18 protein-coding genes and 1 pseudogene are annotated in these 22,306 nt (G+C 70.3%); 6 read left to right on the top strand and 13 right to left on the bottom strand.

Annotation, left to right across the window (positions count from 1 at the left end; all coding sequences use genetic code 11):
- Positions 1 to 6: 6 nt before the first annotated feature.
- The 5 genes from MED01_RS35050 to MED01_RS35070 all read left to right on the top strand — a co-directional run bounded on the left by MED01_RS35050 (position 7) and on the right by MED01_RS35070 (position 10,524).
- The gene (locus tag MED01_RS35050) at positions 7 to 963 is read left to right on the top strand and encodes a carbohydrate ABC transporter permease (RefSeq protein ID WP_238672791.1); all 957 of its coding nucleotides are present in this window, start codon (positions 7 to 9) and stop codon (positions 961 to 963) included.
- A gap of 11 nt (positions 964 to 974) precedes the next feature.
- Positions 975 to 1,862, top strand: a complete 888-nt coding sequence (locus MED01_RS35055) for a carbohydrate ABC transporter permease (protein ID WP_238672792.1) — start codon at positions 975 to 977, stop codon at positions 1,860 to 1,862.
- 101 nt (positions 1,863 to 1,963) lie between these two features.
- On the top strand, positions 1,964 to 3,625 hold the full coding sequence (locus MED01_RS35060; RefSeq protein WP_238672793.1) for a glycoside hydrolase family 13 protein: 1,662 nt from the start codon (positions 1,964 to 1,966) through the stop codon (positions 3,623 to 3,625).
- A gap of 143 nt (positions 3,626 to 3,768) precedes the next feature.
- Positions 3,769 to 6,651 carry a galactose-binding domain-containing protein gene (locus MED01_RS35065; protein WP_238672794.1) on the top strand — a complete coding sequence of 961 codons (2,883 nt, stop codon included), beginning with the start codon at positions 3,769 to 3,771 and terminating at the stop codon, positions 6,649 to 6,651.
- A gap of 177 nt (positions 6,652 to 6,828) precedes the next feature.
- Positions 6,829 to 10,524, top strand: a complete 3,696-nt coding sequence (locus tag MED01_RS35070; protein ID WP_238672795.1) for a discoidin domain-containing protein — start codon at positions 6,829 to 6,831, stop codon at positions 10,522 to 10,524.
- Here MED01_RS35070 and MED01_RS35075 read toward each other — a convergent pair.
- A complete protein-coding gene (locus MED01_RS35075) occupies positions 10,511 to 11,326 on the bottom strand; it encodes a crotonase/enoyl-CoA hydratase family protein (RefSeq protein WP_238672796.1) in 816 nt (271 codons plus the stop codon). The two genes, MED01_RS35070 and MED01_RS35075, sit on opposite strands and share 14 nt — an antisense overlap.
- 185 nt (positions 11,327 to 11,511) lie before the next feature.
- Between MED01_RS35075 and MED01_RS35080 the strand changes: the two genes are divergently transcribed.
- Positions 11,512 to 12,366, top strand: coding sequence for a Rieske (2Fe-2S) protein (locus tag MED01_RS35080; protein ID WP_238672797.1), 855 nt, complete (start codon positions 11,512 to 11,514; stop codon positions 12,364 to 12,366).
- Positions 12,367 to 12,968: 602 nt separating this feature from the next.
- On the opposite strand, the pseudogene MED01_RS35085 reads toward MED01_RS35080, so the two are convergent.
- The 12 genes and pseudogenes from MED01_RS35085 to MED01_RS35140 all read right to left on the bottom strand — a co-directional run.
- Positions 12,969 to 13,928, bottom strand: a pseudogene (locus tag MED01_RS35085) (LysM peptidoglycan-binding domain-containing protein); the annotation flags it as partial.
- Between the two features lie 14 nt (positions 13,929 to 13,942).
- The gene (locus tag MED01_RS35090) at positions 13,943 to 14,392 is read right to left on the bottom strand and encodes a pilus assembly protein TadG-related protein (RefSeq protein WP_238672798.1); all 450 of its coding nucleotides are present in this window, start codon (positions 14,390 to 14,392) and stop codon (positions 13,943 to 13,945) included.
- Positions 14,389 to 14,856 carry a TadE/TadG family type IV pilus assembly protein gene (locus MED01_RS35095; RefSeq protein ID WP_238672799.1) on the bottom strand — a complete coding sequence of 156 codons (468 nt, stop codon included), beginning with the start codon at positions 14,854 to 14,856 and terminating at the stop codon, positions 14,389 to 14,391. The genes MED01_RS35090 and MED01_RS35095 overlap by 4 nt, the downstream gene beginning before the upstream one ends.
- Positions 14,853 to 15,296 carry a TadE/TadG family type IV pilus assembly protein gene (locus tag MED01_RS35100; RefSeq protein ID WP_238672800.1) on the bottom strand — a complete coding sequence of 148 codons (444 nt, stop codon included), beginning with the start codon at positions 15,294 to 15,296 and terminating at the stop codon, positions 14,853 to 14,855. The genes MED01_RS35095 and MED01_RS35100 overlap by 4 nt, the downstream gene beginning before the upstream one ends.
- A 5-nt stretch (positions 15,297 to 15,301) precedes the next feature.
- Positions 15,302 to 15,505 (bottom strand): hypothetical protein, encoded by a 204-nt coding sequence (locus tag MED01_RS35105; RefSeq protein WP_238672801.1) that lies wholly within the window; start codon positions 15,503 to 15,505, stop codon positions 15,302 to 15,304.
- 24 nt (positions 15,506 to 15,529) lie between these two features.
- Entirely contained in the window at positions 15,530 to 16,402 is an 873-nt protein-coding gene (locus MED01_RS35110; RefSeq protein ID WP_238672802.1) for a type II secretion system F family protein, read from the bottom strand.
- Between the two features lie 55 nt (positions 16,403 to 16,457).
- A complete protein-coding gene (locus MED01_RS35115; protein ID WP_238672803.1) occupies positions 16,458 to 17,360 on the bottom strand; it encodes a type II secretion system F family protein in 903 nt (300 codons plus the stop codon).
- Between the two features lie 4 nt (positions 17,361 to 17,364).
- The gene (locus tag MED01_RS35120) at positions 17,365 to 18,906 is read right to left on the bottom strand and encodes a TadA family conjugal transfer-associated ATPase (protein WP_238672804.1); all 1,542 of its coding nucleotides are present in this window, start codon (positions 18,904 to 18,906) and stop codon (positions 17,365 to 17,367) included.
- On the bottom strand, positions 18,896 to 19,696 hold the full coding sequence (locus MED01_RS35125; RefSeq protein WP_238672805.1) for a CpaE/TadZ family protein: 801 nt from the start codon (positions 19,694 to 19,696) through the stop codon (positions 18,896 to 18,898). The genes MED01_RS35120 and MED01_RS35125 overlap by 11 nt, the downstream gene beginning before the upstream one ends.
- 2 nt (positions 19,697 to 19,698) lie before the next feature.
- Complete coding sequence (locus tag MED01_RS35130; protein ID WP_238672806.1) at positions 19,699 to 20,358, bottom strand: SAF domain-containing protein; 660 nt, start codon at positions 20,356 to 20,358, stop codon at positions 19,699 to 19,701.
- Positions 20,355 to 21,290, bottom strand: a complete 936-nt coding sequence (locus tag MED01_RS35135) for a hypothetical protein (RefSeq protein ID WP_372493795.1) — start codon at positions 21,288 to 21,290, stop codon at positions 20,355 to 20,357. Before MED01_RS35135 ends, MED01_RS35130 begins: the two co-directional genes overlap by 4 nt.
- Entirely contained in the window at positions 21,284 to 21,793 is a 510-nt protein-coding gene (locus tag MED01_RS35140; protein ID WP_274526748.1) for a hypothetical protein, read from the bottom strand. Before MED01_RS35140 ends, MED01_RS35135 begins: the two co-directional genes overlap by 7 nt.
- Positions 21,794 to 22,306: the final 513 nt, after the last annotated feature.

Consider the following 22,306-nt stretch of genomic DNA (forward strand, 5'->3'; position numbering starts at 1 on the left):
GTTGCCTTGGCGATCACCACCGTCCCGGAGACCCCCAGGAAACCGGGCCGCCCGCCGTCGCCGTACTCGGCGAGGCCGCAGCGCACCAGCCTCGGCCGCAAGGTACGGGACAACCTCACCGGTCACGCGTTCCTGATCGGGGCGGTGCTCTGCTTCGTCGTCTTCTCCTGGTACCCGATGATCCGCGGCATCGTGATGAGCTTCCAGCGCACCCGGCGCGGCGAGACCACCTGGGTGGGCTGGGACAACTACTCCCGCATCATCGCCGACCCCAGCTTCTGGACGGCCTGGCAGAACACCTTCTACTTCACGGTCCTGGCGCTGGTCCTCGGGTACGTGGTGCCGTTCTTCGTGGCGATCCTGCTCAACGAGTTCCGTCACGCCAAGGGGTACCTGCGGATCCTGGTCTACCTGCCGGTGATGCTGCCGCCGGCCTCGGCGCTGTTCCTCTTCAAGTTCTACGCGTACGACCCGAGCGAGGCAGGGCTGTTCAACGCGATCCTCAAGGCGCTGCACCTGCCCACCTCGCAGTGGATGCAGTCGCCGGAGATGACGATGCCGGCCATGGTGGTCGCGTCGACCTGGATGAACATGGGCGGCGCGGTGCTCATCTACCTGGCGTCGTTGCAGAACATCCCCGGTGAGCTCTACGAGGCCGCCGAGCTGGACGGCGCCGGGATCTGGCGCCGGATCGTGCACGTGACGATCCCGCAGACCCGGTTGATCCTCGCGCTCCTGGCGATGCTCCAGATCGTCGCCACCATGCAGCTCTTCATCGAGCCACTGATCCTCGCCAACGGCGCGGGCGCTGAGGACTCGGCGACCTCGGTGGCGTACCTCATCTATCAGCACGGGTTCTTCCAGAACGACCTCAACGGCGCCGCCGCGCTGGGCGTGATCATGCTCGTGGTGCTGGCCGGCTTCTCCGCCGTGTACGTGCGGCTGACTGCGAAACAGGACTAGGACGGCGAGGAATGGCACAGGATTCCGGAACCCGGACCCTCATCTCCCACTCCCAGCTGAGCCGGGGGCGCGGCAAGGTCATCTACTGGACGCTGCTGGTCGTCGTGGTGGCGGGGTTCACGCTGGTCTTCCTTGGCCCGCTCTACTGGATGGTCACCGGGGCGCTCAAGTCCGGCCAGGAGATCGCGCAGACCCCGCCGTCGCTGTTCCCGAAGGACCCACAGCCGCAGAACTACATCGACGCGTGGAACAACCTGGCCCTCGCCAAGCTGCTCTTCAACACCTTCTACTACGCGGTCGGCGCGGTGCTGTTCCAACTGGTCTTCGACACCGCAGCCGCGTACTCGCTGTCCAAGCTCCGACCGATCTTCGGCAACGTGATCCTCGCCCTGATGCTGGGGACGCTGATGATCCCGGCGATGGTCCTCATCGTTCCGCAGTACGTGACGGTGATCGACCTGCCGATCGTGCACATCAACCTGCTGGACTCACCGTTCGCCATCTGGCTGCCCCTGGTCGCCAACGCGTTCAACATCTTCCTGCTGAAGCGGTTCTTCGACTCGATTCCGGAGGAGTTGATGGCGGCGGCCCTGATGGACGGGGCGACGTCGCTGCGGACGCTCTGGTCGATCATCCTGCCGCTGTCGCGTCCCATCCTCGGCGTAGTGTCGATCTTCGCGGTGACGGCGGTCTGGAAGGACTTCCTCTGGCCGAAGCTGGTCATGCCCTCGCCCGAGACCCGGACGGTGAGCGTCGGCATCTACGCCTTCGCCGGTGGCACACCGATGAACGTGGTGATCGCCGCGTCGGTCATCGCCGCGATCCCGACAGTCATCATCTTCCTGATCTTCCAACGGAACATCATGTCCGGTCTGACCACGGGCAGCATCAAGGGCTGACCACCACCGCATCCGTCCGCGCGGCGAACAACGACAGTTCGCCCGACACATGACCAGGTCCGGCGAGTCCGCCGACGTACTGACGCAGAAAGCAGGTGCTCGTGTCCACAGCTGACAGAAGTCCGTGGTGGCGGGGAGCGGTGATCTACCAGGTGTATCCCCGGAGCTTCGCCGACGGCAACGGCGACGGCATCGGCGACATCGCCGGCATCCGGTCCCGGCTGAACCACCTGTCCGCGCTCGGCATCGACGCGATCTGGTTCAGTCCCTGGTACCCGTCCCCGATGGCGGACGCCGGCTACGACGTCTCCGACTACCGCGACATCGACCCGGTCTTCGGCACGCTGGCCGACGCGGAGGCGCTGATCGCCGAGGCGCACGAGCTGGGCATCCGGACCATCGTCGACGTGGTGCCCAACCACTGCTCCGACGCGCACCCCTGGTTCCAGGCCGCCCTCGCCGGCGGGCCCGACGCGCCCGAACGGGACCTGTTCTGGTTCCGGCCCGGCCGAGGCCCCAACGGCGACGAGCGGCCCACCGACTGGATCGGCGAGTTCGGCGGGCCGACCTGGACGCGCACCACCAACCCGGACGGCACCCCCGGCGACTGGTACCTGCACCTGTTCGCCCCGCAGCAGCCGGACCTCAACTGGGACCACCCCCGGGTGCGGGAGGAGTTCGAGGACATCCTGCGGTTCTGGTTCGACCGGGGGGTGGACGGCATCCGGATCGACTCGGCCGGGCTCCTGGTCAAGGACGCGACGCTGCCCGAGGTGCAGCCGGACCAGCCGCACCCGTTCCACGACCTCGACGGGGTACACGACATCTACCGGGGCTGGCGTCGGGTCGCCGACGAGTACGCCGACCGGGCGCTGATCGGTGAGGTGTGGCTGCCGGACCGGCAGCGGTTCGCCAACTACCTGCGCCCGGACGAGCTGCACGCGGCGTTCAACTTCGACTTCCTCGGCTGCGCGTGGGACGCCGCGGCGCTGCGGGAGAGCATCGACGGGACGCTGAGCGCGCACGCACCGGTCAACGCGCCGGCCACCTGGGTGCTCTCGAACCACGACGTCACCCGGCACGTCACCCGCTACGGTCGCGCGGACACCCGGTTCAGCTTCGCCGCCAAACGCGAGGGCATCCCCACCGACCTGGAGTTGGGCACCCGCCGGGCCCGCGCCGCCGCGCTGCTCTCACTGTCGCTGCCCGGTGCCGCCTACGTCTACCAGGGCGAGGAGCTGGGCCTCTACGAGGTCGAGGACATCCCGTACGCGATGCGACAGGACCCGATGTGGGAGCGGTCCGGCCGGATCGACCCCGGTCGGGACGGCTGCCGCGTACCGCTGCCGTGGGCCGGGGACGAACCGCCGTTCGAGTTCAGTCCCACTGGTGCCGCAGCGCCCTGGCTGCCGCAGCCGGCCGACTGGAAGGACCGGACGGCCAGCGCGCAGACCGGCGACTCGGCCTCGATGCTGGAGCTGTACCGGGCGGCGATCCAGGCCCGAAGGGCCGACCCGGCGCTCGGTGACGGTGAGCTGACCTGGTTGCCCGCCCCGGACGGGGTGCTGGCGTTCAGCCGCGGCGGGGGTGGCTTCACCTGCCTGGTCAACCTGTCCGCCGCGCCGGTGACGATGCCAGCTCAGGGGGAGTTGCTGCTGGCCAGCGGGCCGCTCGACGACGGGTTGCTGCCGTCCGACACAGCGGTCTGGCTGCGTACCGCTGAAGTCACCGACGGGCCGCGCGGGGCGGACGGCCCGGCCTGACCTGACTCTGCCCGCCGTGGTGCCGGCGGCCCGTCCCGGCCGCCGGCACCACGCCACCAAGAAGGGAGAACCGAGGGGGGACGCGCGACACCGCACCGACACGGGGGGATCTGGCCTGCCTGACGAAAGGGAGAGCGCAGCTCATGGCCAACCACACCACCGGCACCCCGCACCACCTTCGACACCCGACCCGGGCGCTGTTGGCCGCCATCGCCGCCACAGTGCTCGCCGCCACATCGGTCACCGCCCTCGCTGTCACCGGCACCGCGACCCCGGCCTCGGCGGCGGGGTTGTCCCCCTTCGACATCCCCAACCGGGGCGCGACAGTTCCGTTCGTCGAGCAGGAGGCGGAGGAGACCGCCCACAACGGCACGAAGATCGGCCCGGATCGGCGTTACGGCACGCTGCCGTCCGAGGCGTCGGGCCGGGAGGCGGTCACCCTCGACGCCGTCGGCGAGTACGTCGAGTTCACCCTCACCGCCCCGGCCAACGCGGTGACCTTCCGCTACAGCCTGCCGGACAGCCCGGCCGGCACCGGTCGGGACGCCGCCATCGACCTGCGGGCCAACGGGGCGCTGCTGAAGGCGGTCCCGGTGACGTCGAGGTACGGCTGGTACTACGGCGGATACCCGTTCAACAACAACCCGGGTGACACCAACCCGCACCACTTCTACGACGAGACCCGGGCGCTGTTCGGCAGCACCCAGCCGGCCGGCACGAAGATCCGGCTCCAGGTCTCCTCGACCGCGCAGTCGCCCACGTTCACCATCGACCTGGCCGACTTCGAGCTGGTCTCCCCGGCGATCACGAAGCCCTCCGGTGTGCTCGACGTGGTCACCGACTTCGGCGCCGACCCGAGCGGCGCGACCGACTCGACGGCGAAGTTCCAGGCGGCGGTCGACGCCGGCAAGGCCCAGGGCCGGGCGGTCTGGATCCCGACCGGCACCTTCACCCTCTGGGACCACGTGGTGGTCGACGGGGTGACTCTGCGCGGCGCGGGCCCCTGGTATTCGGTGCTCGGCGGCCGGCACCCCACCGAGCGGAACAGGTCCGTCGGCATCTACGGCAAGTACGTCCCCGGTGGCGGCTACACCGGCCCGGTCCGCCCACACGAGGCGAACGGGCCCAGCCGCAACGTCACGCTGCGGGACTTCGCCATCATCGGCGACATCCGCGAGCGGGTCGACGACGACCAGGTGAACGCCTTGGGCGGGGCGATGACCAACTCGGTGGTGGACAACCTCTGGCTGGAGAACACCAAGGTCGGGGCGTGGATGGACGGCCCGATGGACAACTTCACCATCCGCAACAGCCGCATCCTGGACCAGACAGCGGACGGGGTGAACTTCCACACCGGGGTGACCAACTCGACGGTGACGAACACGTTCGTCCGCAACACCGGCGACGACGCGTTGGCGATGTGGGCGCAGAGCGTGCCGAACGTCAACAACTCCTTCACCCACAACACCATCGGGGTGACACTGCTGGCGAACCACCTGGTCAGCTACGGCGGTCGGGACATCAAGATCACCGACAACGTGACTGCCGACTCGCTGACCAACGGCGGCGGCATCCACGTCGCTAACCGCTACCCGGGCGTGCAGGGCGCCACCGGAGTCCAGGGCACCTGGACGATCGCCCGGAACACGTTGATCCGTAACGGCAACTCGGACTACAACTGGAACTTCGGTGTCGGGGCGATCTGGTTCTCCGCGCTCAACGAGGCGTTCCAGAACCCCACCATCAACATCACCGACACCGACATCCTGGACAGCTCGTACGCGGCGCTGCACTGGATCGAGGGCCAGACCAACGGGATCAACCTCAACAACGTACGGATCGACGGCGCCGGCACGTACGCGCTCCAGGTGCAGGCGAACAGCCAGGTGTCGTTCACCAACGTGCGGGCCACGAACATCGCGCAGAGCAACCCGATGCACAACTGCGTGGGTGCCGGCTTCCAGATCACCCAGGGTTCCGGCAACTCCGGCTGGTACACCCCGACCCCGTACTGCGGCCCGTGGCCGAACCCCCAGTGGGGCGGTGGACCCACCTCGCCGCCGCCCACCACACCGCCTCCCACCACACCGCCGCCGACCACCCCGCCTCCCACCACCCCGCCCCCGACCAGCGGCAACCTGGCACTGGGCCGGTCCACGACGGCGACCAGCACCAACCAGAGCTACACGGCCGCCAACGTGGTGGACGGCAACGCGTCGACGTACTGGGAGAGCGCCAACAACGCCTTCCCCCAGTCGGTCACCATCGACCTGGGTGCGTCCCGGTCGGTCGACCGGGTGGCGCTCAAACTGCCCGGCGGTTGGGAGCAACGCACCCAGACCCTGTCGGTGCTCGGTTCCACCGACGGGTCGTCGTACACCACTCTGGCGTCGTCCGCCGGTAGGGTCTTCGCCCCCGGCGCGGGCAACACGGTGTCGATCGGGCTGCCCTCCGGTGACCGTCGCTACATCCGGGTCACCGTCACCGGCAACACCGGCTGGCCGGCAGCGCAACTCTCCGAGGTCGAGGTGTACGGCGGCACCCAGACGACGCCACCACCGACCACCCCGCCCCCGACCACGCCACCGCCGACCACCCCGCCCCCCAGCGGCAACCTGGCGGCCGGACGGTCGATCACCGAGACCAGCCACTCCGACGTGTACGCCGCCCCCAACGCGGTGGACGGCAACGCGAACACCTACTGGGAGAGCGCCAACAACGCCTTCCCGCAGTCGTTGACAGTGGACCTGGGCGCTGACCGGTCGGTGTCCCGGGTCGTGCTGAAGCTCCCGCCCTCGTCGGCCTGGCAGACGCGTACGCAGACGCTGGCGGTGCTCGGCTCCACCAACGGCTCGACGTTCAGCACCCTGAAAGCGTCGGCCGGCTACAGCTTCAACCCGGCCAGCGGCAACACGGTCACAGTGACCTTCACGGCGACCACCCAGCGGTACCTGCGGCTGACAGTCACCGGCAACAGCGGCTGGCCGGCCGGCCAGCTCAGCGAGTTCGAGGTCTACTCCAGCTAGGTCGGGTGCCCCCGCCCGGACCGGGCGGGGGCACCCCCGGCGCAGTGCCGCGCCGGCCGTCCGACCCCGTCCCCAACCCGCACCGTCCCCCACCTGTCGCGGAACGACGGGCGTACCAGTGCACCCGTCACCGGGCAACGCACCCACACCCACCCCCGAAAGAGGTGTAGCGACCCCATGTCCAGGACCGGCACCAGACGAGGCACGCCGCAAACCGGCGCGCCCACCACCGTCCCCCGCACCGCCCGCACGGGCCGCCGTCGCATGCTCGCCGGCGCGCTCGCCGGGATGCTCCTCGCCACCGCCCCGGTCGTCACCCCCATGGCGAGCGCGGCACCGGCGGCCGACACGTCCGCAGTCGCCTCCCGCGCGGCGATGCTCGCCGGGCTCTCCGCCACCATGACCGCCAGCAGCTACAACCAGAACTACGTGGCGGGCAACGCCAACGACGGCAACGCGTCGACCTACTGGGAGAGCGCCAACAACGCGTTCCCGCAGTGGATCCAGGCGGACCTGGGCGCCACTGTCAGCGTGGACCGGGTGGTGCTCAAGCTGCCACCCGCGGCGGACTGGCAGACCCGTACGCAGACGCTGTCGGTGTTGGGTTCGACCAACGGCTCGTCCTTCACCACCCTGAAGGCGTCCGCCGGCTACACCTTCAACCCGAGCAGCGGCAACACCGCGACCGTCAGCTTCACCGCCGCCAGCACCCGCTACGTACGCGTGCAGGTCACCGGCAACACCGGTTGGCCGGCCGCGCAGCTCTCCGAGGTCGAGGTGTACGGCGCCACCGGCAGCACCGACACCCAGGCACCCAGCGTGCCGGGCAACCTGGCCTACACCCAGCCGGCCAGCGGACAGATCCGGCTCACCTGGTCGGCGTCCACCGACAACGTCGGGGTGACCGGCTACGACGTCTACGCCAACGGCGCGCTGCGGGGCAGCGTCAACGGCTCGACGCTCACCTACACCGACAGCCAGGCGGACAGCGCCACGGTCTCGTACTACGTGCGGGCCAAGGACGCGGCCGGCAACCAGTCGGCGAACAGCAACACGGTGACCCGGACCGGCACCGGCAACCCGCCGACCGGTTCCAACCTGGCGATCGGCAAGCCGATCAGCGCCTCCGGGTTCGTGCACACGTTCGTGGCCACCAACGCCAACGACAACAACGTGGCCACCTACTGGGAGGGCAACGGCAACCCGAGCACCCTGACAGTGCAGCTCGGCGCGAACGCCAGCCTCAGCCAGGTCGTCGTGAAGCTCAACCCGGACTCGGCGTGGGGTGCGCGTACCCAGAACATCACGGTGCTCGGCCGGGACCAGGGCTCGTCGAGCTTCACCACGCTGGTCGGCGCGGCGAACTACAGCTTCAACCCGAACAGCGGCAACACGGTGACCATCCCGGTCTCCGGCGCGGCGGCCGACGTACGGCTCTCGATCGCCTCGAACACCGGTGCTCCGGCCGGTCAGGTGGCCGAGTTCCAGGTCTTCGGAACTCCGGCGCCGAACCCGGACCTGACCGTCACCGGCATGTCCTTCAGCCCGTCCGCACCGGTGGAGACCAGCACCATCACGCTCTCCGCGACGGTGCGTAACGCGGGCTCGGCGGCTTCTGGCGCGACGAACGTCAACTTCTACCTGGGCTCCACCCGGGTGGGCACGGCTTCGGTCGGCGGTCTCGCGGCCGGTGCCTCGACCACCGTCAGCGCCAGCATCGGCACCCGGGACTCGGGCAGCTACCCGCTCAGCGCCAAGGTCGACGAGTCGAACACCGTCGTCGAGCAGGACGACACAAACAACAGCTACACCAACCCCAGCCCGCTGGTAGTCGCCGCGGTCGCCAGCTCCGACCTGGTCGCCTCGGCGGTCGCCTGGTCGCCGGGGAACCCGTCGGCGGGCAACACGGTGACCTTCTCCGTGTCCATCCGCAACGCCGGCAACCAGGCTTCCGCGTCCGGTGCGCACGGCATCACCCTGACAGTGCTCAACGAGTCCGGCACCGCGGTCCGTACCCTGACCGGCTCGTACTCCGGCGTGATCAACGCAGGCGCCACTGTCGGCCCGATCAGCCTGGGCACCTGGACCGCCGCGAACGGCAAGTACACCGTCCGGGTGGTGCTCGCCGTGGACGGCAACGAGCTGCCGGTGAAGCAGGCCAACAACACCAGTGACCGGCCCCTCTTCGTCGGTCGCGGCGCCAACATGCCGTACGACATGTACGAGGCCGAGGACGGCGTGATCGGCGGCGGCGCCAGCGTCGTCGGACCGAACCGGGAGATCGGCGACCTGGCCGGCGAGGCGTCCGGTCGGCGGGCGGTGACCCTCAACTCGACGGGCAGCTATGTCGAGTTCACCACCCGGGCCAGCACCAACACGCTGGTCACCCGCTTCTCCATCCCGGACGCACCGGGCGGCGGTGGGATCAACTCGACAATCAACGTCTACGTCAACGGCACCTTCCACAAGGCCATCGACCTGACGTCCCGGTACGCCTGGCTCTACGGCAACGAGGCCAGCCCGGGCAACTCGCCGAGCGCGGGCGGACCGCGGCACATCTACGACGAAGCCAACGTCATGCTCAACTCCACGGTCCCGGCCGGCAGCAAGATCCGTCTGCAGAAGGACCCGGCCAACACCACCACGTACGCCATCGACTTCATCAACACCGAGCAGGTGGCGCCGATCGCCAACCCGGACCCGGCGCGCTACACCACGCCGACCGGCTTCACCCACCAGGACGTGCAGAACGCCCTGGACCGGGTGCGGATGGACACCACCGGCAACCTGATCGGGGTGTACCTGCCGGCCGGTAACTACTCCACCTCGTCGAAGTTCCAGGTGTACGGCAAGGCCGTCCAGGTGACCGGCGCCGGTCCCTGGTACACCCGGTTCAACGCCCCGTCGGGTCAGGACAACACCGACATCGGCTTCCGGGCTGAGAACTCGGCGGCGAACTCCTCCTTCAAGAACTTCGCCTACTTCGGCAACTACACCTCGCGGATCGACGGTCCGGGCAAGGTGTTCGACTTCGCCAACGTGTCGAACATCGTGATCGACAACATCTGGAACGAGCACATGGTGTGCCTCTACTGGGGCGCGAACACCGACTACATGACGATCAAGAACTCCCGGATCCGGAACATGTTCGCCGACGGCATCAACATGACGAACGGGAGCACCAACAACCTGGTCAGCAACAACGACGCCCGGGCCACCGGTGACGACAGCTTCGCGCTGTTCTCGGCCATCGACGCGGGCGGCGCCGACATGAAGGACAACATCTACGAGAACCTGACCTCGACCCTTACCTGGCGGGCCGCCGGTGTCGCCGTGTACGGCGGCTACGGCAACACGTTCCGCAACATCTACATCGCGGACACCCTGGTCTACTCGGGCATCACCATCAGCTCGCTCGACTTCGGCTACCCGATGAACGGCTTCGGCGCCAACCCGCCGACCCGGTTCGAGAACATCTCGATCGTGCGGGCCGGTGGTCACTTCTGGGGTGGGCAGACCTTCCCGGCGATCTGGGTCTTCTCCGCCTCGAAGGTGTTCCAGGGCATCCGGGTCAGCGATGTCGACATCATCGATCCGACCTACAGCGGCATCATGTTCCAGACCAACTACGTCGGTGGGCAGCCGCAGAACCCGATCACCGACACGGTCTTCACGAACGTCTCGATCAGCGGTGCCCGCAAGAGCGGGGACGCCTACGACGCGAAGTCCGGCTTCGCCATCTGGGCGAACCCGATGCCGGAGTCCGGGCAGGGGCCGGCCGTCGGGTCCGTCACCTTCAACAACCTCCGGTTGAGCAACAACGCTGTGGACATCCAGAACCCCACGACAACCTTCACCATCAACCGCAACTGAGCTGGCCGGTAGCCGACGCCGCCGGGGGGTGCACCCCTCCCGGCGGCGTCGCGCCGTGTCGGCCCTCGCCTGCGGCGAACCGGGCCGCGCCGGCAGCCGCGTCCGTGGCCAGCGAGTCCATCCCGTACGCCAACTCGGCCGCCAGCGCCTCCGGCTCGGGCCGTCCCGCGCCGGCCAGCAGCGCCGCCCGGTCGTTGCGCAGGCAGGTCTGCGGATGCCGGGCGATCGCCGCCGCCAACTCCTCGGCTGCGGCCCGCGCCTGGCCAGGTGGCACCAACCGATTGACCAACCCCATCGTGTACGCCTCGTCGGCCGGCACCGGGCGGCCGGTGAGGATCAGGTCCATGGCCCGGCTCTCGCCGATCAACCGGGGCAGCCGGACGGTCCCACCGTCGATCAGCGGCACTCCCCAGCGGCGGCAGAACACCCCGAGTGTCGCGTCGGACTCGGCGACCCGCAGGTCACACCAGAGCGCCAGTTCGAGCCCGCCCGCCACCGCGTACCCGGAGATCGCCGCGATCACGGGCTTGCTGAGCGTCATCCGGGTCGGACCCATCGGACCGTCCCCCTCCGGCTCGACCCGGTTGCCGCTCGGTGTGCCGATCGCCTTGAGGTCGGCGCCGGCGCAGAATGTCCCACCCGCGCCCCAGAGCACGGCCACCGCCGCATCCGGGTCGGCGTCGAAGGCCCGAAACGCGTCCGCCAGCGCCCGAGCCGTAGGACCGTCCACGGCGTTCCGCGCGTCCACCCGATCCAGCACAACTGTGGTGACCGCCCCAACCCGCTCCACCCGCACACCCATCCCGCCAGCATGCCGGCCAGGCCCCACCCCCACAATCCCCGTCGATCTTGCACTTGTGGTTGCCGGTTCGCGGCTTGTGCCCCGGATTATGTGAGCAGAAACTGCAAGATCGGCGGCGTGGGTGGTGCGGCAGGTTTGTCGTCGACGACCGGTTTGGGACGGCGAACGCCGGGAAGTCGGTACGCGTGCGAGCACTTTTGACGAAAGTTGAGCAGGACTCCCGGCTGGACCGCGCGGGTGACCGGTTGCAGAAGGTCGTCCTGGGGACGCTGCGTCCACGCCGGCTGCGTGACCTGCTGCACGGGGTGACCCTCGGGCATCCGCTGCACCCGGCGATGGTGCAGGTGCCGGTCGGCGCGTGGATCAGCGCCGCGGTGCTGGACCTCATGCCCGGGCAGCGCCGGCCCGCCACCGTGCTGGTCGGTCTGGGCACCGTCAGCGCGCTGCCTGCGGCGATCGCCGGTCTGAACGACTGGGCGGCACTCGCCCGCGACCAGCGCCGGGTCGGCCTGGTGCACGCCGCCGCCAACACCGTCGGCATGACGCTCTACGCCGGCTCGTTGGCCGCCCGGCTGTCCGGCCGGCACGGAATGGGTCGCGCCCTCGGCTTCCTCGGGCTCTCCACGGTGAGCCTCGGCGCGTACATCGGGGGTCACCTGGCGTACAAGCAGGGGGCGCAGGTCAACCAGAGCGTTTCCGAGCTGCACCGGATGACCGATGGCTGGCACTCGCTAGCCGACATGGCGACGCTGCCGCAACGCACCCTGATCACCCGAGAGGTGGACGACGACATCTCGGTGATCCTCTACCGGCACGGTGACGAGGTGACCGTGATGTTGGAGCGCTGCCCGCACCAGAGCGGGCCCCTCGGCGAGGGTGAGGTGCAGGAGATCGACGGCCACGCCTGCGTGGTCTGCCCGTGGCACGGCAGCGCCTTCCGGCTCAACGGCGGCGAGGTCGTGCAGGGGCCGTCCGGCAACGACCAGCAGATCCTGCCCACCCGGATCCAGAACGGCGTACTCCAGACCCGCCTGCCCTGACCCTCTCCCTCCTCCGGGGCAATGTTGCCCATGACGATGATGCCGCTGAGTCATCAGATGCCTCAGCGGCATCACGCTCTCCGGGCACCTCGCCCCGGACGCACTTGCCCTACCGCTCAGGTGCGTCGGTGTCGGCCGACCGGCGGACCGTCGGGCACGGAGTCCAGGCCGTGCCCGCCGCCGAACAGCCCGACCTCGTCACCAGCACCGGCCCAGCCCTCGTCACTCCAGCCCTCAGCGCCGGTGGCCGTCAGTCCGCCGCCGTGGGGTGCCGTGCCGCCGGAGAGAGCCATCCCGCTGCCGGGAAAGGCCGTGCTGCCGGGAAACGCCATTCCGCTGCCGGCAGGCGGCACAGCACCGCCGGTAGGTGCGACAGCACCGCCAGTAGGTGCGACAGCACCGCCAGTAGGTGTCATCCGGCCGCCGCGAGGTCCAAAGCCGTTCTCGCTCGGTGCCGCGCCGCCTTGCCGCGCCGCCGGGGCTTCGATGGCCGCAGCCGCCCGGCTGGCAGCCCAGGCGGCACCGCTTCCGGCCGCCCCACGACTGCCCCGCTGGCCCGCGCCGCCCCGGGATGTGCGGGAGGACGCGGCCAGTCGGGGAGCCGCCCCGGCGGTGGCTGGACGGCGGCGCAGCCCCAGGACTGCGCCGATCTGGGCGCCGACGATGCTCGCCACCGCCAGTACGGCGGAGACAGCCAGCGGGCGGTTCACCCGATCGGCGGCGCTGACCCGGGCTGCGCCGACCGTCATGGCTGGTGGTTGGCCCGCTGACTCCGTACCGCTGGGTGGTGCCGGTGCCACCCGCGGCGGTGCGGCCCGCTCGGGCGCCGGCCGGGGCGCGGGCGGCTTGGGCGCTGCGGGCCGGTCGACGATCCGACCGGTGGCATGCTGCCGAGCGCCCTGGTCGGCGGCCTCCGTGGGCAGTCGGAGCAGTTGGCCGGGGCGGATCCGGTCCGGGTCGTCGAGCTTGTTCAGCTTGGCGAGCTGTCGGTAGTCGCTGAACTCGTCCAGGTACCGCTCGGCCACCTCCCCGAGGTAGTCGCCCCGCGCCACCCGGTACACCGGCGCGGCCGTGTCCGGCGTCGTCGCGGCTCGGGGCGGCGCGGCCACTGTGGTGGGGGCCGTTGTGCTCGGACTCGCGTACACCGGAGTTCCGTAGACCGCCGCGGCGCTGGCGGCGGCCGGGCTGGCGACCAGGATCAGCGCGATCGAGCCGAGCAGCGCGGCGGCGGCCTTCTGCTGGCGGCCCATCCCGGGCAGCTTCGGTGCCGGCCGGCGCAGGGTCTGTGCGCCCAGTTCGACGAGGACGGAGAAGGCGAACGTGGCCCAGCCGAACCAACCGGCCACCGCCAACGCCCGCAAAAAGAGCTGACCGTCGTCCCGGCTGGTCAGCGCGGTGCCCACCTCGCTGATCGTGGGGAGGTGATCGGGCAGCGGGTTACCCGCGAAGGCGAGCAGCGCGATCGGCGCGCCGACCAGCAGCGCCAGAAGCACTGCCAGTGCGCCGATGCCGGTGAGGATCCGTCCGGTCCGCCGTACGACGGACCCACCCGATACGGGCATGGCTGCCTTCCTTCCTACGGTGTTGCGGTGATGGCACGCGCTGTGGCCTCGCCGGTGACGGTGACCGCCTTCTCCTGGATGAACGGTCCGATCATCGAGCGGTGGTAGGTGATGGAAACGGTCACCCGGATCAGGGTCTCCCCGTCGACCTCGGGGAAGTTCACTGTGTGGCCGGCGGTGTTCACGACGGACAGGTAGTTGGCTACCGCATCGCGCGCCTCCGGCTCGTTGATCCGCTTCGGTCCGCCCTCGATGGCGGTGGCCCTGTCGATGGCCTGACCACCGGCCCGGGCCGCCTCGGAGGCCAGGTTCTGGGCGTGTTGCAGGGTGCGGAGCTGACCGGCGGCGTCGAAGGAGAGACCGATGATGGCCAGTACGCCGACCATCGTCACCGCGAGGAAGATGCTCACCCGGCCGTGCTCACCTGCCCGCGAGGGACCGGCAGCCGACGTGGTGGCAGTCATTGCCGGCTCCGGTAACGGTCAAGCGGGGAGGTGAACTGCGCCGAGATCTCCTTCTCGCTCGTCATCCCGGGCAGGATGTCGAGTGTGATGTCCCGGAAGGACACCACGCACTTGAGCCTCACCGTCACAGTGGCGTTCGTACCGACCTCGCTGCTGAAGGCCTTGTCGAAGCTGGACGGGTTGTCGGGCGACCTGCCGGTGAATGCCGGGTCCAGGTCGTTGACGCAGGCCAGGCCGTGCCAGTCCAGCTGGGCCTGGGCGGCCTCCACCGCCTCCTTCCGGGCGGTGCCGGAATCCCGGGAGATCGAGGCGGCGCGGGCGGCGTCGTGCGCTGCCGCGTCGAGCGCCTCAGCGGCAACCGCTGTGCGTCCGACCACACCTGCCAGCACCATCAGCGCGATGAACGCGGGCGCGAGGACAGCCACCTCGATGGAGACCGAGCCCCGCTCGGCGGTACGGGTCATGGCGGGGTCACCCTCTCCACCGTTCCGTGGGCGGTCTGCTGTATCGCGAAGTCCACGCCCGGCACCACTGACAGGGACCTGCCGCTGACAGTGCAGGTCACGTCCGTCGCGGTGGTCACGCAGGTCGGGCCGGCCCTGTCCCAGCCCACCAGCCAACCGCCGGCGGCCCTCAGGAAGCGGGAGGCGCTGTCCACCCCGGCGCCGTTACTCGCCTGGTACGTCCGCTGCGCGTTGACGCCACTCTGCGCGGCGTTCAACGCCGTGGAGCGGGCGAGGAAGACCGCCGCGACCTGGATCGAGGCGAAGAGCAGCACCAGGATCAGCGGCATCATCACGGCGAGTTCCACCGGGTTGGCACCCCGCTCGCGGTCGCCGGCCGCGAGGCGGTGCCGAGCGGCGTTGACCGCTCGACACCATCTCGGGTACGCGGCTCGACGCATCCCGGCTACTTCGGGTTGGTGTGGTCCGGGATGCCGGTCATCCAGTTGTTGGCCTTGGCCAGGGCCAGCGCGGTGACGGCCATGGCGACGGCGACCAGACCGGCGATGATCACCGCGGTGGGCACCGGGCTGTCGCCGCGCTCGCCGTCGCGGCGCAGCTCGGCCAGGCGCGTCGTCAGCGCGACGTGCAGGTAGCTGAGGATGGACATGGCGTTCTCCTTCAAGGGGCGGGGTCAGACACGGGCGATGAACGGATAGAGGACGAATCCGAGCAGCACGAAGACGAGCAGCGCGCCCGGAATGTCGAGCTTGCTGGTCACTGCCTCGGCGCGGCCAAGGTTGTCGGTGCGGATCTGGTCGCGCAGCGAGTCGGCCCGGCTGCGCAGCGTCTCGTGCACCTGCGCTCCCTCGCTGCCGGAGGAGCGCATGATCGCGCCGACGTCGCCCAGCTCCGGAATGCCGATCTTGTCGGCGAGGTCGCGCAGCTCGTCCCAGGGCGCGTGCATCTGCATCTGGGCGATCCGCAGCGACTCCTGAAGCCGGTCGAACACCCAGCCGTCGCAGACAGCCGCGGCCCGCTCCAGCGACTGCACCGGCCCGTGCGCCGCCGAGAGCTGCAACGCCACCAGATCGAGGTAGGTGCAGACGGCCTGGCGGAATTCGTCCCGGGCGGCGTCGGCCTTGGTCAGCACGGCGCGGTGCGCCAGCAGGCCGCCCAGCAGCGCCAGGCCGAGGCTGCCCAGCACCGGCACGACCAGCGGGAATGAGACGCCGAGCACCCAGAGCGCCGCCCCGAGCACTGTCGGCGTGGCCAACCCGATCAGCGCGGAGAGCAGCACCGACAGCGCGTACTGCTCGGAGGTCTGATCGATCAGGGCGAGCTGCATCTGTGGAGGCCGCAACCAGCGGGACATCCCGGTCAGCCAGTCGAGTCGCCGGGATGCGGGCGTGGACACCCGGCCAGTGCCCGGCGGCTGATGCAGTCGACGCAGCGCCGGCCCGAGCGCCGGTGTCGCCGGCACCAGCTCCCGGATCACCAGGAACACACCCAGACCGATCCCGGCGCCACCGCAGACAGCGAGGGCGAACTGCCAGTTCACGATCATGCGAGCCGCCTTTCGCTCGCGACAGCGGGGCCCCGCGGCGCTGCGCTGCCCGCGCTCACGCGATCACCTCGGCGGGGTTGGGCGCCGGCAGGAACCGGGCCGGCCGCTGCGGCTGGCTCATCGACCGCACCCAGGCCAGCAGGCCGATGAAGGCGGCGCCGAGGGCGGCCATCACCAGCTGACCCACAGGTGTGCCGTACGGCCTGATGTACTCGGTGTTGATCAGCCCGTACGCCAGGGTTGCCAGCGTCATCCCGGTGAGGAAGCGGACAGCGAACCGGGGCTGGGTGCGCTTGGCCTCGATCTCCCGACGGGTCGCCACCTCCGCTGACGCCGCGCCGGCGATCGAACCGAGCACGTCACCAAGCCGCTCACCCCGGTCCGACAGGTGCAGGATCAGCGCCGCGACCACCTGGTCGCAGACCGGGTCGGCGATCTCGTCGGCGAACGCCAGCAGTGCGGAGCGGGCCATCCAGCCGGCCTGGAGGCGGGCGGCGAGCAGCCGTACCTCGTCCTCGACGCCTGGTGGCACGCTGCCGATGGTCCCGATGATCGACTGCTGGAGGCCCTGCCCGGTGCCGGAGACGTCCTTGAGTCGGCGGGTCCACTCGCCGACGGCCTCGATCCGGGCGATCGCCCGCTGTTCGGCCTTGCCCACCCCGAACAGCCACGGGGTGCCGGGCACCGCCACCGCCACCAGCAGGCCCACCACCGGCAGCCCGGTCAGCAGGAACGCCAACGCGCCGGCGACCAGCGCGGCGACCAGCAGCGCCTGATAGCCGCGCTGCTCGGCCGGAGTGCTGCCCGGCCCGCGCCACAGTCGGCTCAGCCCCGGCCCGCTGCCCGGCTGCGGCCCGGGGGGTCGACGGGTGCCGACCAGGGCGACCACTGCCAGCAGCAGCCCGGCCACACAGGCGGCGCCGGAGACCACCGCGATCAACTCCAGGCTGTCGAGCATCAGGTCACCGCCGGGCCAGTCGGGTCTGCCGAGGCCGCCGCCAGGCACCGGCACCGGCCTCAACCCACCGGGTCAGCAGCCGCGCGTCGTAACCCACCCTCAGCAACTGGTCGCGGACCCGCTCCGGCAGGTGCCGGGGGACCGCACGACCGTCCGGGCCCGGCCCGAAGACAGTGGTGGTGGTGATCCGACCGGCTTCGCCGGCCCCGATCACCTCCTCCACGTGCGACACGAACCGGTGTTTCCGCCCACCGATCGCGGTCTCGTCCTCGATGGTGACGTAGACGATCAGGTCGAGCGCGTTTCCGGCCATCCGACGGGCCTGGTCGACTGTCATCTCACGGCCGTGCGCCAGGGCCAGCTCGACGATCCGTTCACCCACACCGGCGGCGGTACGGGCGTGGATGGTGCACATCGACCCCCGGCTGGTGGTCATCGCCTGGAGCATCGGCACGATCTCCCGGGACCGCACCTCGCCCACGATGATCCGCAGGACGCCCATCCGCAGCGACAGCGGGATCAGGTCGGCGATGGTCACCTCGCCGGCTGGGCGGCCGTCGAAGCCGCGCTCGCCGTGACCCTCCCGCGCCTCGAAGCTCATCACCGCCCGGTGCCGCTCCCGGCGGCGGGCCGGGAGCAGCTCCCGACTCTCCTCCAGCAGCACGTACGGCTCATCCTGCGGGATCTCGTTCATCAGCGCCCGGATGACGGTGGTCTTCCCGGCGCCGGCCAACCCGGCGACCATGATGTTCAGACCGGCGCGCATCGCCGCGCGCAGGAAGTCGCGCAACAGCGGATCGATCATCTCGTCCAGGTCGCCCCGGGCGCCCGCCAGGTCGTCGAGGCTCACATCCAGTGTGTTGTGCTTGCGGATCACCGCGTACGGGCGGTGGCTGACCAGGAACACAGCGGCCAGCCGGCTGCCGTCGGGCAGTTGCAGGTCGAGGGTGGGCTTCACAGTGGAGAGGGACCGCTCGGTAGCGCCGGCCCGACGGGCCGCCGCCTGGAGGATCTCCACCAGCTCGGCGTCGCTGTCGGCGATCGGCTCGGCCCAGTCCACCCCGCCGCCGTGCCGGGTGATGCGCACCTGGTCGCAGCCGAGGATGTGCACCTCCTCGATGGTGTCGTCGACAAGCAGCGTCTGTAGCCGGCCGAGCCCGACCAGCTCGGCGGTCACCTGGTCGAGCAGCAGGCGTTCGTCGCCGGCGGCCATCGGTGTGCCGGCCCGGCGCACCGAGTCCGCGTACGCGGCGACCACAGTGACGGCGAGTCGGGCCCGCTCGGTGTCCTCCTCGTCGACGGTGAACTCCCGGCCGCGCTGCCAGAGGGTGAGCCGTTCGGTGAGTTCCCGGCGCAGCTCCCGGACGACCTGGAAGTCCATCCGGGCCCGGGGCGGCGACTCCGGCGGCGGGGTCGCCGCGGGCGTGGGCTGCGGCTGCGGCCCGGACTGGTGGTGCCGGCCGTTCGGGACGGCCAGGGGCGGCGCGGTGGAGGTCACTGCCGGTGGCTGCTGACGCGGGTCGGTGGAGACCGGCTCAAACCGCATCCGGCACCACCTGCTGCACGGGCCACGCCAACCGGGCCCGTCGCCGTTCCAGCAGCGCCCCGATCGGGACCTCCAGCGCGGCCGCCGCGCGCATCAGCGGCCGACCGGCCCGCACGGTTCCGCCCAGGGCGAGCACCCCTGCGGTACGCGTATCGTGCGGCAGCCGTGCGATGACCGGCAGTTTCAGGGCGCGGCTGATCTCGGCCCGCCCGTGCCCGTCGCCGACCAGCAGCAGCCGCAGGGTGCCCGGGGGCACCCGGTGTTCGGCGAAGTCCCGTTCGATCGCGGTGACCACCGCGCGGGTGCCGGAGAGGTCCGGCAGGTTCGCCCGGGTCACCAACAGCACCACCGAGGCGGCCCGCAGCACCGGCCACGGAGGCCCGGTCACGTGCAGCCGACCACAGTCGACAAGGACGTCGTAGCCGGGGGTGCCGCGGTCGAGGGCGTCGAAGTAGTCGGCGAAGCGCTGCCAGAGCGGGGTGACGCTGCCGCTCTGGGCCGGGTCGACGAGGCCGGGCAGCAGCAGCCGTTCCCGACGGGGTGCGTCCAGGTCGACCAACTGGGACCAGAACGCGGTTTCCAGGTTGCCGTCGCGCAACTCCCCGACGGCCAGCTCTCCGATGCCGCGTGGGCCGTCCAGTTGGCCGCCGAGATATCCGGCGAGGATCGAGCCGCCGGCCGGGTCACATTCGGCGACCACCAGCCGCCGGTGCCAGGCCAGCGCGCAGGCCAGCGCCGAGGTGGTGACGCCGGGCGAACCCTTCGCGGACACCAGCGCGATGATCGCCATGCTCAGGCCGCCTCGGTCAGGACGACGGCGAGCCGTTGCTGCGCGGCGAGCGCCACCACCGCCGGCACGTCACGGGTGAGCAGCGCCAGGTACAGGACCTTGTCGTCGTTGGCCGGGCTGACCATGTCGATGACGGTGGCCGTGAACCGGGTGCCGGCGGCGGCCTTGTCTCCGTCGGCGTCATTGTCCGGAGTGCTGACCAGCAGAACCTTGTCGCCGGGGTGCAGTTCGCGGGCCGGCACCTGGGCGGTCTTCAGGCCGAGCGCGATCTGCTGCTGGCCGGGGCCGAGCAGCGGGTCGTCGGTGACCTGTCCCAGGGTGAGCAGCGTGCCCGGAAGCAGCGCGACGGCGGCTCGTTTGCCGACCACCTCGTCGAGTCGTGCGGCGGGCACCGGGCGCAGCCCCTGGCCGCCAGCGACCTGCACTGTGACCAGGTCCGCTGCGCTGATTTCCCGGCCCACCTCCACCGGTCGGGCCACCGCCAGATAGCTGCCGGTGGCCCGTACCGAGGTGACCGCGAAGGCCGCGCCCAGCCCGCCCAGGGCGATCAGGAGGACGGCGAGACCGAGCAGCCCGGGACGGACCCGGCGTTGGCGGACCACTGTGGGTGGGTTGACGGGTGCGTCCACCGACGGGGTCCCGTTGCGCGTCGCGAGGCTCATCTGGTGACCACCTGAAGTTCGTTGATCCTGATCTGCACGATGCCGCTTCTCCGGGTCTGCGGGATCACCCGCCTTGTGGCGTCGCTGTTGGTCCACCAGCTCACCTTCCAGTGCGTGGTGGCGGTGACGTCGTAGGTGTCTGCCTTCGGGTAGCCCTCGTCGTAGCCGCAGTCCGGCGAGGTGGCACCCGCCCGCGTGCCAGTGGCCTTGTACTCGGTGCCGGCGCTGTAGCAGGTTTCCTTCTCGCCGTTGCCCATGTCCCAGACGATCCGGTCGACCTTCGCTTCGATGTAGACGGTCAACCCTCTGTCGGACTCGTCGGCGTACAGCGGGCCGAAGTAGTTCTTTCCTGCGGTTGCCCACATCCACACGGGCAGGCCGACCAGGCCCGGACCGATGTCCTTGCGGGGGGCGACCTTCAGTCGGGCCGGCAGCAGGCTGATCTTCGCCAGGGCGCGACGGGCCAGCTCCTCCGGGTCCGGTGGTGCGCCGAAGCCGGCCGGCGGATCGGCCAGCAACACCGTGTCCTGGGCACCCAGGTCGCCGCCGTTGCAGGTTTGCAGGTACCACTGCTGACCCTCGGGGGGCGTGACCGAACCCTCGGTCAGCTTGTAGTAGCACCCGTCGCTGTTGTTGAACCAGCCCAGGTCCTCGTCGTAGCAGGGGATGGTCCGCCCGTTCCACTGGCAGACGCCACCGCCGCCACCGCCGCCGTCGTCCCCGCCTCCACCGTTGTCTCCACCGCCCCCAGGGTCACCGGGATTGCCGGGCTCGTCGTCCCAGACGCTGCAGTCGGGTTGGTCGGGTGGGCAGCCCGCCCCCGGGTCGGCCCGTAGGGCGGCGGCGGCGAGCGGGGCCGCACCGACTACCAGCAGGAGCGTGAGGCCGAGCCCGGCGAGCGCCCGTCGGATTGTCGCGGTCCCGCTCAACACGGCTGGTCCCGGTGGGTCGCGCCGTAGTTGATCAGCCAGCGGCCGTCGGGATAGCGGGTGGCGGTGGCGGTGGAGAGGTGTCTGCCGCCACCGCTGCCCGGGACCGAGCGTTTGTCCTTGGCGTAGACCAGCCGGTAGCCGGTCGTGTCCAGGCAGTCCTGGATCTCCACCGTTGCCGGCTTCGCGTCCAGGCTGACAGCGGTAATGGTCGGGTCGGACTTGATCGTCCCGGTACGCATGGCGCCGTGCTCCTTGGCCTCGCGAATGGACACCCGGACCCGAGTCAAAAGTGGATCACCAAGGAACCGGGACAGTTCCGGCGAACGCGGATCACTGCGCAGGCCCGCCGTGCGCGAGGCCGCGAGATACCCGGAGTACGCGTCAAGTGCTGCCTTTTCGGCAGCGCGCCGGTCGACGTCGGAATCGGTCCGGGGTCCGTTGTCGCGGACTTCCGTCGGCCGTTCGACAGCCTCCCGTCCGCTGGCGCAGGCGGTGACCGGCATCGCCGCCACGCCCACCAGCAGGCAGATCGCCGCTCTTCTGAGCTGCCGTCCGCGCACCGTCGAGCCTCCTCGTGGTCGCCCGGGGCGGTGACGGTTCACCGCCGTCGGGCATGCGGAAGCGCGCCCGGATCAGCACATCCGGAGCCGTTCATTGCGCTTCTGCATTCACCGTTACGGATCTTTTACAAATTCGGGGTCCTGTGTCGTCCGATGGTGAAGGTGAGGCTTGCGTCACACCCAAGGGGCGAGCATAGGCTGACGCTCGCCGATGCAACAGAGGCAATTCAAGCGAACACTCAGCGTGATGACAGGTGGTGGTGGCGGGTGTCCGCACTGCGCCCCGGGCAATGGGCGAGCGAACTGTCGTTATCTGTGGGGTACCGCCGGGCCGAATGGGTTAACCGGAGTCGCGCCACCGGTCGCGGGAGTGGGACATCGCGGTCTCATCCCGGCATTCGACCGACGTCGGCACAGTGTCGGCGGGCCGCCTCGCCCAGCGGCACGCCTGAGTCG

Source organism: Micromonospora alfalfae (assembly GCF_022230925.1).
Lineage (GTDB): Bacteria > Actinomycetota > Actinomycetes > Mycobacteriales > Micromonosporaceae > Micromonospora > Micromonospora alfalfae.

What these genes read in the sequence shown, in the direction of transcription:
- MED01_RS35055 (WP_238672792.1), top strand. Translation starts at nt 975, where the DNA reads ATGGCACAGGATTCCGGAACCCGGACCCTCATCTCCCACTCCCAGCTG.
- MED01_RS35065 (WP_238672794.1), top strand. Translation starts at nt 3,769, where the DNA reads ATGGCCAACCACACCACCGGCACCCCGCACCACCTTCGACACCCGACC.
- MED01_RS35070 (WP_238672795.1), top strand. Translation starts at nt 6,829, where the DNA reads ATGTCCAGGACCGGCACCAGACGAGGCACGCCGCAAACCGGCGCGCCC.
- MED01_RS35075 (WP_238672796.1), bottom strand. Translation starts at nt 11,326, where the DNA reads ATGGGTGTGCGGGTGGAGCGGGTTGGGGCGGTCACCACAGTTGTGCTG.
- MED01_RS35090 (WP_238672798.1), bottom strand. Translation starts at nt 14,392, where the DNA reads ATGACTGCCACCACGTCGGCTGCCGGTCCCTCGCGGGCAGGTGAGCAC.
- MED01_RS35095 (WP_238672799.1), bottom strand. Translation starts at nt 14,856, where the DNA reads ATGACCCGTACCGCCGAGCGGGGCTCGGTCTCCATCGAGGTGGCTGTC.
- MED01_RS35100 (WP_238672800.1), bottom strand. Translation starts at nt 15,296, where the DNA reads ATGCGTCGAGCCGCGTACCCGAGATGGTGTCGAGCGGTCAACGCCGCT.
- MED01_RS35105 (WP_238672801.1), bottom strand. Translation starts at nt 15,505, where the DNA reads ATGTCCATCCTCAGCTACCTGCACGTCGCGCTGACGACGCGCCTGGCC.
- MED01_RS35110 (WP_238672802.1), bottom strand. Translation starts at nt 16,402, where the DNA reads ATGATCGTGAACTGGCAGTTCGCCCTCGCTGTCTGCGGTGGCGCCGGG.
- MED01_RS35115 (WP_238672803.1), bottom strand. Translation starts at nt 17,360, where the DNA reads ATGCTCGACAGCCTGGAGTTGATCGCGGTGGTCTCCGGCGCCGCCTGT.
- MED01_RS35120 (WP_238672804.1), bottom strand. Translation starts at nt 18,906, where the DNA reads ATGCGGTTTGAGCCGGTCTCCACCGACCCGCGTCAGCAGCCACCGGCA.
- MED01_RS35125 (WP_238672805.1), bottom strand. Translation starts at nt 19,696, where the DNA reads ATGGCGATCATCGCGCTGGTGTCCGCGAAGGGTTCGCCCGGCGTCACC.
- MED01_RS35130 (WP_238672806.1), bottom strand. Translation starts at nt 20,358, where the DNA reads ATGAGCCTCGCGACGCGCAACGGGACCCCGTCGGTGGACGCACCCGTC.
- MED01_RS35140 (WP_274526748.1), bottom strand. Translation starts at nt 21,793, where the DNA reads ATGCCGGTCACCGCCTGCGCCAGCGGACGGGAGGCTGTCGAACGGCCG.